The 11,332-nt window shown below is 45.6% G+C and carries 9 protein-coding genes, 1 pseudogene and 1 riboswitch; of the genes and pseudogenes, 5 read left to right on the forward strand and 5 right to left on the reverse strand.

Annotated features, from left to right (window positions below; translation table 11 throughout):
- Window positions 1–65: 65 nt before the first annotated feature.
- From ACUJFL_RS03405 to ACUJFL_RS03425, 5 genes and pseudogenes are all read right to left on the reverse strand, one after another.
- Entirely contained in the window at window positions 66–1,364 is a 1,299-nt protein-coding gene (locus tag ACUJFL_RS03405) for an APC family permease (RefSeq protein WP_445428505.1), read from the reverse strand.
- Between the two features lie 6 nt (window positions 1,365–1,370).
- Window positions 1,371–1,717, reverse strand: a pseudogene (locus ACUJFL_RS03410) (alpha/beta hydrolase family protein); the annotation flags it as partial.
- Window positions 1,718–1,881: 164 nt separating this feature from the next.
- The gene (locus tag ACUJFL_RS03415; RefSeq protein WP_445426132.1) at window positions 1,882–3,513 is read right to left on the reverse strand and encodes a BamA/TamA family outer membrane protein; all 1,632 of its coding nucleotides are present in this window, start codon (window positions 3,511–3,513) and stop codon (window positions 1,882–1,884) included.
- Window positions 3,514–3,605: 92 nt separating this feature from the next.
- Window positions 3,606–4,481, reverse strand: coding sequence for a mechanosensitive ion channel family protein (locus ACUJFL_RS03420; RefSeq protein WP_445428506.1), 876 nt, complete (start codon window positions 4,479–4,481; stop codon window positions 3,606–3,608).
- 10 nt (window positions 4,482–4,491) lie between these two features.
- Entirely contained in the window at window positions 4,492–5,301 is an 810-nt protein-coding gene (locus ACUJFL_RS03425) for a DUF432 domain-containing protein (protein ID WP_445428507.1), read from the reverse strand.
- Between the two features lie 272 nt (window positions 5,302–5,573).
- Here ACUJFL_RS03425 and mgtE point away from each other — a divergent pair, with 272 nt between their 5' ends.
- The 5 genes from mgtE to ACUJFL_RS03450 all read left to right on the forward strand — a co-directional run bounded on the left by mgtE (window position 5,574) and on the right by ACUJFL_RS03450 (window position 11,013).
- Complete coding sequence (gene mgtE, locus ACUJFL_RS03430) at window positions 5,574–6,917, forward strand: magnesium transporter (protein ID WP_226749340.1); 1,344 nt, start codon at window positions 5,574–5,576, stop codon at window positions 6,915–6,917.
- Window positions 6,918–7,054: 137 nt separating this feature from the next.
- Window positions 7,055–7,471, forward strand: a complete 417-nt coding sequence (locus tag ACUJFL_RS03435) for a hypothetical protein (protein WP_445428508.1) — start codon at window positions 7,055–7,057, stop codon at window positions 7,469–7,471.
- Window positions 7,461–7,838, forward strand: a complete 378-nt coding sequence (locus ACUJFL_RS03440; protein ID WP_445428509.1) for a hypothetical protein — start codon at window positions 7,461–7,463, stop codon at window positions 7,836–7,838. Before ACUJFL_RS03435 ends, ACUJFL_RS03440 begins: the two co-directional genes overlap by 11 nt.
- Window positions 7,792–8,631: a hypothetical protein gene (locus tag ACUJFL_RS03445; RefSeq protein ID WP_445428510.1), complete on the forward strand. Its 840-nt coding sequence runs from the start codon at window positions 7,792–7,794 to the stop codon at window positions 8,629–8,631. The genes ACUJFL_RS03440 and ACUJFL_RS03445 overlap by 47 nt, the downstream gene beginning before the upstream one ends.
- Window positions 8,632–11,013, forward strand: coding sequence for a putative bifunctional diguanylate cyclase/phosphodiesterase (locus ACUJFL_RS03450; RefSeq protein WP_445428511.1), 2,382 nt, complete (start codon window positions 8,632–8,634; stop codon window positions 11,011–11,013).
- Between the two features lie 189 nt (window positions 11,014–11,202).
- Window positions 11,203–11,320, forward strand: a riboswitch (TPP riboswitch).
- Window positions 11,321–11,332 lie beyond the last annotated feature (12 nt).

Below are 11,332 nucleotides of genomic sequence, written 5' to 3' on the forward strand. Positions count from 1 at the left end.
GGCTCTATCTGAATACCAAATTATCTAAAGTTTGCTCTAAAGCCTTAAACTATAGCCATTAGCCATTATTTTGCCTGCCAACGCGCCAAAAAGTACAAGGCCGTGCCTAATAACACAAAAGCGCTGGTGGCTAATACCGATGACAGGCTAACCTGAAACGCCAGCCAAACGCAGGCCGCGATACCCAGAAGTGGTATGGCGTAACCAAAGGGTAAAATAAAGCTGTCGCTGGCGGCCAGTTTGGGCCGTAATACTGGTACAGCGGCGCAGGTTAGTCCATAAAGCAACAAGCGTGAAACTACTGTTGCAGCGGCCAGCCATAAAAATGACCCATAAAGCGTTAATATCAGCGCTAAGATCCCAAAAAAGACAATCGAATTCGCTGGGGTTAAAAAGCGCGGCTGTACTTTTGCAAACCAGTTTGGCAAGCTGCCGTCTTCGGCTAAGGCGAAGCTGGCGCGCGGTGTAGAAAAAATAGAACCCAATAAGTTCGCGGCGACGGAGGCGACCACGCCTAGCATTAAGATCATGGCACCGACGGGCCCGAATAACGTCGCGGCGACATCCAGTAACGGGTTGCTAGAATCAGCAATGTTTGGAACGGCGGCTACACTTACTAATTGAATCGCAATATATAACAGCGTCACGAGCCCTAAGCCCAGCAATAAGGCGCGGGGCATATCTTTGGCGGGGTTTTTGGCCTCTCCTGCGGGTACCACCACCGATTCAAATCCCACAAAAGCATAAATTAATAACAACACGGCAGCGCCAATATCGTAGTGATTATTAAACAACGTCGTGGCATTCGCTTCGGGTAGCAGTTGTGCACCAAAGTAGCTTATCCCGGTAACCACCAGCAGTAATAACACAGCAAATTTCAGCACGGTAAGAAGTGCCAAGGAGCGCATGGCGCGCACCGAGCCGAGCACATTTATCAGTGTTAAGCTGCCAACAATGGCACTAAGGAGCAAGTTTCGTTGCAGGGTATTGCTGGCCGCGGGCCAAAAATAACTGATGCTATCGACCAGTAGCACGGTATTGGCGGCAAAAGAAACTAAACGCGCAATGTAATATAACCAACCGGCCTGAAAACCGATAAAAGGCCCGAAAGCGGCCGTGCCGTAGCGCACCGGGCCGCCGCTGCCGCGAAAGTAACTCGACAGCTCGGCCATGGATAATAAGATGGGTAAAATGAGTAAGGCACAGAGCAAATAAATATAGGGGCTATATTCGCCCGCTAATTTAGCCGCGCCACCCGGTAAGCCAAAAATACCGGCGCCAATAAAACCATTAATCACCAGCAACCAAAGACCGAAAAGCCCTAGGTTGCGTGGTAAACTTGCCTTGTTAGAAGTTACATTCACGAGTTATCAATACTGCCTTAAAAAATTCAAATACGCGTTTTGTGCGGTGATCCGGTTAGCTTTTTTCAACAAATCATGCCCTTCATCAGGAAACAGCACATACTCTACTGGCTCCCCATTTCGCGAATTGCGGCGATCATTTCATCGCTTTTAACTTGCAATACCCGCGGATCATTTGTGCCTTGCACTACTAATACCGGTTTTTTGACTTTATTACCATGAAAAACCGGTGAGATGCGCCACAGTCTTTTACCATCAACGGCCGGCTCGCCCAGCTCAGCATAAAGTGACTCCCGAAACAACTCCCACCAAGGCGGGATGCTTGTTAAGGTTTTTATCGAGTTGTTTACCCCTCATTGACCACTCACGGGGGCACTCAAAACTAGTCTAAAAAACATTCGGCGACAAGTTACACAGCTAAACAGTCAAAAGCACGTTGCATGGCGACAAACCGATGGCAATGATGACCATAAAGTGCAAAGTGACTAAATAAGTTTGCATAAAGGTATATGCGATCTTAAAAACGCCGTTTTGCAGTAGCACGCCACTGCCAGTTGTTAATATCTGGGTTATCACTAAATGGGCGGGTCAGATCTAAATGCACCATAGTGCCACGGCTAGAATGGCTAGAGAGTAAGCGAACACCGACACCGATGCCGAACAGAACTTTGTCATCGATATCGGGTTGAGCCATTAAGTCTTTAAATTGTTCTGAATCGCCCCAGCTGCGGCCTATATCGGTAAAGGCAGCAAAACCGACATCAAAGATCCGCCATAGATTCCAATCGGTGTAACGCCGGTATTCTGCTGTGGCAATCACCCGTTTATCGCCGCTTTGATAATACAGAGGGAAAGCGCGCAATCCGGTATCACCGCCCAGATATAGGCGTTCATCGGCAAATAAATTGCTGCCACGTTCTGCAGAGATACTGGCGACGACGCTATTGTATTCATTCAGTTGATGGTTTAATTGCCAAGAGAAATGCAGCAGTTGCTGTGTTTGATCTTGCCAATTTAAGCGGCGATAATTTAACTGACCAAATAACCAAGTATGTTCTTGCAGTTGCCACGCTTTTTCTGCATGCGCAGTGAGCTGCAAGCCAGAATTGTCGGCGCCTAACCATGATTGTAAGTAGCCAAGGCGCAGTTGTAATTGCCAGCCGGCATTAATATCTTCAACGCGGTTAAATTGATTGATATTGTAAAGCTTATAGAAATCATCTTCTAAAATTTGATACTCCAGCCATAACGCTGAAAGATTACGCTCGTCAGGTAACGTTAATACCGTCCCCTCGGTATCATTAAAGGCGACGTCTTCTAGGGTCATGCCAACAATAAAGCGCTGAATGCTGCGACCGCGTTCAACCAGTTTAAAGCCAACAGAGCTTTCGAATTGTTGCCGAGTGCGATTGTACTCATTAACCCGCTCATCTAATTGATAATCGGTAACGAGTTCTTTATTTTTAAGCAGATCGAAGTTAAGAGACCACTGTGAATCTAAGCGATAAAAAGGCCGCTGCACATTAAAACGATAATTTTCGCCATCAGAGTTATTGGCGTAACTTAAAAAGGTGTTCCAGTGCGTACCAAAAATGTTGGGGCTGCCAAAGCTAACTAAGTAGCCACTACGTTCGCTGTCTTTATTGTAATCTAAGTGAAGTTGGTTGCCGAAACCTAATAAATTATCTTCGGCAATGCCCAGTGAGTAATTAGTTTCGCCGCCTTCACTAGAAATATCAATTTTAGGTAACAAGGACCAGGTGTCCCAAGTTCGGACCAGTACCTCAACAGTATTTTCAGTGGGGCAATAGCGACTAACAGATACGCGAGCATCGCGGATATAGCGTCGGCTTCTTAAGAGCCGCTCGGTTTCAGCCAGATCGGCCAAGTTTAACGGTGCGTGATCATTAAACAGCAAATCATCACGAATAGTACCTTCAAGGCTGATACGATGGCTGGCATTGGCAAAGCGATGTAACCAAAACACCCCAGGCTCGGTCAAATCAAACACGTTATTTTGTTCGAAATGAATAGCGCTAATCTGCGGCTTTTGTTCAGCAAGGCGTTCTAGATCAAACTCATCGCTGCAATTGGCTAGCAAGGTAAAGCTGTAAAACGGCAATGACAACAGGCATAAACTACGCCACATGCGTTGACTCCTTGTAGCCTAATGGAATGAAAAAACTCTACTTAACTATGCGTGTTTTTGCCAGAAATGCCAACACGCATTGCTGAAGTTCGTTAGTTTTTACGTTGCCCCTCAGGATTATTAAGTGAAGTTGTTGTTTGCTCTGGAACGATCCGCACCGGAAAAGGCGCGGTTTCACTTCCCGTATAAAGCGTTCGATGTGGAAACGGAATTTCAATACCATTGGCATCGAAAGCCAGCTTAATTTCTTCTTGCAGGCTATTACGTAGCTCTCGAAAATTAGGTGTCGTACTCCAAACCGAAAACTGGATATTCAGTGCCGAATCACCAAAGCCCACAAACAAAAACGTGGGTGCAGGTTCATCTAAACTTAGCGGGTTTTTGTCGGCGACCTCAAACAGTATTTTTCGAACGTGTGCCATGTTTTCTTTATAAGCCACACCCAGTAGTAAATCGAAGCGCCGAATAGGAAAGCGTGTCATATTAATCACTTCAGATTTAATCAGGCTTTCATTGGGGATCCGTACAAATAGGTTATCGAAGGTGCGTAATTTAACCGAGAGTAAATCAATAGACAGCACTTCACCCACAGTGGCTCCCACTTTAATGGTGTCGCCAATTTGAAAGGGTTGTTCGCCGATTAAAAACAAACCGCTAATTAAATTAGAAGCGGAAGTTTGTGAGGCAAAGCCAATGGCAACCGATAATACGCCAGCTGCGCCTAGCAGTACTCCTAATGAAAACCCTAGTTGATGCAGTGCTGAGGCGGCAAACAAGGCGAGCACTAACCAATAAAGTACGCGACGAAACAGCGCGGCATGATGTCGAGAGAAATTATGGCTAATGAGCTTTTCTGCCGCTTGCGAGGCGTAGCGAGCTAACAACAAACCTACCACGATAAGCAGTAAAGCCTGTAGGCCATTCACCACGGTTTCAGATTGAAAAAACTGTATTAACGTTTCCAACATGCGTGACTCCTTATTGACTGAAAATGCCGGTAAAGGCGCGCACTAGGCTGTTTTTATCATGATGCTGGCGTGGTGGGGCGAGCAAGTCTGCACTGGTTAAACCCAGCGGCAAGGTTTTGCCAATTTTAAAGCGAGTAAGTTGCCCGACACTCTCGTGTTGTAACAACAGCGGATCGGTCCACAAGCTGCCATCACGATGGCCATACAAGGCGAGAAATGGCAGCGGGATACTTAATTTGTCAATGGTCAGCATACGATCAGAGCGGTTTTCGATTGTTACTGCGGTCACGGCACGGTGCGGCCGTGTGGGAATATCATCGAGGCTATGCCTGGCATGTGTTTTGTCAGCAAAACATAACTCGCCTTGCTGGGTAGAGTCACCAAACCACGTATCGGATAAACGTTGTAACGGTAATTCCATGAGCACTACGTTTGGCTCTTGTAGGTTAATTTCGATACTGACCGGTGAGCTAATATAGAATACGCTTTGTTCGCCTGCGGGAATGCTTACCGGCTGATGCGTTTTGATCACTACGGCGCGCTCGAGCAAATGCGGCGTTAATTTAAATTGACCGGGACTATGGCGAAACATAAAACGCTGCATGTTGAGGGCTTCCGGTAAGCAGGCCGCAGATTGGCTAAGTACGCGACAAGCTTGTTCTGGCTGCGTACTGCGCTCAAAACCAAATACCCATTCTTGCAAACAGCGTTTGAAATATAAGGTAACCGGGCCGATCGTAAAATGCCAGCATTCATCTAACGCCATTGTTTGTGGTTGCCACCATTGTGGCGCAGTAGCGCTTGCTGCAGAGTGACTCATCAATATCTTCCTTTTCAGTGGCTCGGTTTAAAAAACGTTGCTACTGTAAAACTTTCTACGCTCAGGTTGAGTTAAGCTAACTTAGTTCATAAAATAGCATTATTAATTGTTTTATTGGCAATGTCTTAATCATTCGTGTGGCATTTGGCCATTTCATTGGCACTTAGCTAAATTAGCTCAAATTGCTTAGTATCGACACTCCATTTACCCTGCATGATTCAGCATACTGCCCAGCAGTCTCTGAAAAAACGTGCTGCTGATAAGAGGCTGTTATGGATTTACCCGTTCTTATCAAAACTCTGCGTAATGCGTTGCAACACGATACGCTGCCGTTGTTACGTGAACAACTCGAAGATGTGCATCCAGCTGATTATGCTGCAGCCCTAACTGAATTTTCTGCCACGGAATTGTGGAGTTTATTAACTGTATTGCCCCGTGCAGAACAAGCTGAGGTGTTTGGTTATTTGCCTGCTGAAGTGCAGGTTAGTTTAGCTATCAGCGTGAGTCGGCGCAAACTTTCGCCGATTATCAGGCAAATGTCTTCGGACGAACGTGCCGATTTATTTAATCAATTATCTGACGAGCAACGCGATACCTTGTTACCGGCCTTAGCTCAAGCCGAACGTGAAGATTTGTTACGTTTATCTGCGCATGAAGAGGGTTCTGCTGGCGCCATTATGACCTCAGATTATGCTTTGTTACCACCTGAATTGACGGTACGTGAAGCCATTGAAGTGCTGCGATTAGAAGCACCCGATAAAGAAACCATTTATTCTTCTTATGTGGTTGATGAAGCCAGAAAACTCATTGGCGTGGTAAGTTTACGCGATTTGATTTTGGCACCCGTGAGTATGCGGGTTGATGATTTGATGAATACGGATCCGATTTTTGCCAGTGTTGAACTGCCGCAAGAAGAGATTGCCAGTTTGATTGCTAAGTACGATTTATTAGCACTGCCTATCGTCAATAGCGAGCATCAGATGGTCGGTATTGTAACTTACGATGATGCGATGGACGTCGCCGCAGAAGAGGCCACGGAGGACTTTCACAAAACAGCCACCATCGGCAAATTAGACGGAAACGTGAAAAATGCCGGTATCGGTTTACTGTACAGAAAACGGGTCTTCTGGCTGGTGGTATTGGTGTTTGGTAATATTTTTTCTGGTGCCGGTATCGCTTATTTTGAAGAAACCATCGCCCGCTATATCGCCTTGTTGTTTTTCTTGCCGTTATTGATTGCCAGTAGCGGTAACGCTGGCGCACAAGCAGGTACATTGATGGTGCGAGCGCTAGCCACAGGTGAAATCAAATTGCGCGATTGGGGCTATTTACTCGGTAAAGAATGCTTGGTTGCTGGGCTGCTGGGGCTAACCATGTCTGCCGCTGTCCTGGGTTTAGGGCTTTGGCGTGGGGGTGCCGATATCGCGATAGTCGTGTCTTGTACCATGATGCTGGTGGTGATGGCCGGTAGCTTGATTGGTTTGTCACTCCCGTTTTTGTTAAGCCGATTTAATTTAGATCCAGCAACAGCCAGTGGACCGCTAATTACTTCTATTGCGGATGTTACGGGTGTGGTGGTTTATTTCTCGATCGCCACCTGGTATCTGGGCTTATAAATATTTTTTTGCGCTGTAACAACCCAAATGTACTATTGCGCAAACGCTTTAATTTCAATATTTTATCTGTATATATGTCGGTTATATACCGACTGAACAAAGTATCGGTTTCCCGAGAGCTGGTTTACAGGTATCTAATGACTTTTTTACGTTCACTATGTTGCTTACTGCTACTTGCTTGCTCTGTGCAAGCCGTAGAAGTTGTTGTGCATTCATCGGTGAGCGAGACAACGCTGAGCACTGCGCAATTACGAGCCATCTTTACCATGCGTCAGACTCGCTGGACAGATGGACAAGCTATTCAGGTTTTTGTCTTGCAATCTGACCATCCACATCATCAGCGGTTTAGCCGCGATAAATTAAAAATGTTTCCTTATCAATTAGATGCAATTTGGTCTCGGCAACGCTATTCCGGCATTGGCAGTTTTCCAATGCAAGTGGATTCCGCATCAGAATTGCTCTTATTACTAGAAACAACACCAGGTGCCATCGGTTATCTTCCCACAGATACCCTTTCATCCAATCTGAGAGTGGTGACGATTAATGAAAAATAACAACCGATTTTACTGGTTCATGCCGCTGTGCTTCGCTGGCGCGGTAGCACAGGCAGAGCCTTTAGAGATTCATGGTTTTGTTGCGCAAGGTATTGCCCAAGCCGCAAAGAGTAATGCAATTAATAATGAGGGTGATGTGTCGCTGGCGCTCACCGAGCTGGGACTCAATGCAAAGTTAGATTTGTATCCACGCTTAAAATTATCGGGGCAAGTAGTGTACTTAAATGGTGGTAATCGCTACCCAGAAGGCGCTCGTTTAGATTATTTATTTTTAGACTTTAGTGCGATAGATAATTTTGATCATCAACTTAATGTGTTTCTTGGCCGCTATAAGAACCAGCATTGGCTTTTTTTCCAGTACCCGTGATGTGCCCTTTACACGGCCCAGTATTATTTTACCGCAGTCGGTTTATTACGATGCGTTTCGTGATATTGCTGTGGCGAGTGATGGTTTGGCGCTTAAAGGCTATAAACAATTAGGCCATGGTGAGTTGGAATATAATTGGAGTATTGGTTCTACCAAGATTACCACTGAGCAAGCCCGAACTTTGTTAAGCCCAGATATACAAGGCAGTTCAGAACAAAAATATGTGCATCAAGCCAGTATGTTTTGGCAGGGCATTGGTAGCCAAGCCAGTTATGGTATCTCACTTCTTGATTCACAGTTCTCTTATAAGCAGGCCAACTTTGATTTTTTTGCAGACGGTGACGTTATCGTTCAAAGAGTCATTTTAAACTGGCGTTATCAAGCCGAAAAATGGGATCTTTCATCGGAATTATTTCAAGAACGCATGACCATTGACGGTTTTTATGCGCCAGGTTTTGAACGCGCTCAAATCGGTATTGGCGGCTATTTACTAGGGCGCTATCGCTTTGATCCTAAACTTACGGCATTAATCAGTGTTGATATGTTGGCGCTAAACAAAAACGATAAACGAGGCAGTCAGTTAGGGCAACTCGGTATACCATCCTATTTTGGTTATCAACATAGCCTAATGTTGGGTGCCAGCTATGAGCTAGGCAGTCGCTTTCGGTTGCAAGCTGAACATCACTGGGTGGACGGCACCGGTCGTTTATCACCCAGTTTGGTCCCTGATCTAGAGCGAAATCAACATCGCTATTGGCAGGTATGGGCGTTACAACTGATGTACTGGTTTTAAATGCGATTTTTTAGCCTACCAACGAAGATTTTACTGTTAACACTGGCACTGATGCTGGTGCTAATCGTGTTGGTGACCAGCTTATCCTTGCAGCGTTTAGGTGACAGCTTCACCGAGCAGCAAACGTTAAAGCGGCAGCAAGTTGAGCAGCACTTTACCCAATATCAATTGCTGCTGCAAAATCAGCAACAATCTTGGTTTGAAAGCTTTGCCGAGCTGACCGGCCTGCAACAGCAATCAGGTTTCTCCGTGTTTACTGAGGCATTGCAGCAACGCTATGACGTACTTAGTCTTTATTTGAATATTGAAGCGCTTTGGGTGTTTACCGAGGATAGCCCGCAAGCGGCCTTTGCTAGCAGTATCTTCCCAACTGAATTAGCCAGTATGGTAACGCAAACGCAGCAGGAGCAGCGGCCGCAATCACGGATTTACTGTGCGACGCATTGCAGTAATGTGGTGAGCCTACCGGTATCCGATCAAGAAGGTAATATAGCCGTACTGGTTTCAAGTCAAACGCTGGCAGATGTGGTTATTGCTTTGGGGCAAGCCTTGCAAAGTGAAGTAGCGATTGTGCGTTTAGATGCGGCAGCCACGACTATTTTATCTGCCACAGGTAATTTGCCTGCATTAGAACAGCTGGCGTTAGCCAGCTGGCAAAACAGTAATGGCGCCCAGTTCAGCTTAGCTGAGATACCCTACTTTGTTTACCACATCCCCTTGGTTCAACAACAGCAGCAGCATTTTGCGATTTTATTGCTAGAGAACATTAGCTCTTACCAAGCAGCAAATAATGCTTTTAAATGGCAATTGATTGCCTTGGCTACGCTTTGCTTTGTGTTATTTGCTTTGCTCACTAACATGTTGACGCGGCGCTTAACCAGTCGCTTGTTGCTGATCTGTAATGCGCTACCGATGTTAGCGGAAAATAAATATCGGGCTTTTCGCGATGCTTTACCTAAATCTGCCGGTGCCATGAGTGACGAAGTCGATCAACTCTATGATGCCGGTCAAACGTTAAGCCGTAAATTAGAGCAACTGCAAGACAACATCAATACCCAGACCCGAGAGCTAGAAAATATGGCGATGTACGATCGGCTAACCGGTTTAGCTAATCGTAATATGTTGCAATATCAACTAAAGAAAAGTATCGCCGCGCTAACCGAGAGCAGTGCCTTATTAGGGTTACTGTTTTTAGACATGGACCAATTTAAACGAGTTAATGATATTCGTGGCCACGAGCAAGGCGATCAGTTACTGATTGAAGCGAGTAATCGGCTGCGGGCATCGCTAGATAAAACCGATATTATCTGCCGTTTTGGTGGTGATGAATTTATTGTGGTGACAGAAGTGGCTGATATCGATGCCTTAACGGCTTTGGCCAATCGGTTAATTGCAGCGTTTCGTCAGCCCATGTTACTGGGCGATGAAGAGTATCAATTAAATATCAGTATTGGTATCAGCAGTACGCGTAATGCTCAGCTGAAACCTGATGATTTAGTGCGGCAAGCTGATTTAGCCATGTATCAGGCTAAAGGGAAGGGCGGTAATAGTTTGCACTTTTACAGTCAGCAAATGTTTGATGATTTCCAAAATCGTTTAGCATTAGAAAGCGATTTAAAGCTGGCGTTAGCTCAGCAACAGTTTACGCTGCATTTGCAACCCAAAATTAACTTGGCTAATCGCAGACTACAAGGCTTAGAAGCATTATTGCGTTGGCATAGCCCTGCGCGCGGTATGGTATCGCCTGACGAATTTATCGCAGTATTAGAGCTTGCACATTTGATGATCCCCGTAGGTTATTGGGTGATCGAGCAAAGTTTCCGTATTATGGTGCAACTGCAAGCGGCGGGTTTTAAGGACGCGACTTTGGCTATTAACCTCTCCGCGGCACAACTTAACGATGCTAAATTGCCAACGTTTCTCGATGGGTTATTGCAGCAACATCAACTATCAGCTGCGCTATTCGAATTAGAACTGACAGAAAGTATGCTGGCCAACAACATCAATGAAACGATCAAGAGTATGCAGCGCTTAAAAAGTCGTGGTTTCCGCTTAGCGATTGACGACTTTGGCACCGGTTATTCATCGTTAAGTTACTTAAGGCAGATGCCCGTTGATACCATAAAAATTGATAAAAGTTTTGTGTTTGGTATGTTAGATAATCAAGCTGATTTCGATATTATTACTTCGACTATCGCCATGGTACGCAAATTAGGTTTGGAAGTTGTCGCCGAAGGTGTTGAAACCCAGGCGCAATGCAAAACCTTAACACAGCATCAGTGTGATATTGGCCAAGGCTACTTATTTTCAAGACCGATCCCGTCAGATAGGTTAATTGAACAGTTACAGGCGAATTTGCATGATAATGGCCAGTGGCGCTAAGTAGCCGTTTGCCAACACGGTTAGATTGTCAAAGCAGCTTTAAACCGCGATTGTCAGTAAGCGTAAGCAGCATAAAACTTGGAAAGTGATGATGCCCTGTGTTGGTAAGCCTGTCACATAACCTAAACACGTCGTTGACAAATATCGCTTAGGCGCGTTGTTTTTTTCTTTAAAACCACATAGACTACGCAAGCAACCAAGGGGTGCAACCTTCAAACTTCGGTTTGAATGCGCTGAGATGCCGTAAGGCAAACCCTTAGAACCTGATCCGGATCATACCGGCGGAGGGATGGTGCTAACTCCCCATCAGAACGTGTTT

This window comes from Alishewanella sp. HL-SH05, from assembly GCF_052655985.1.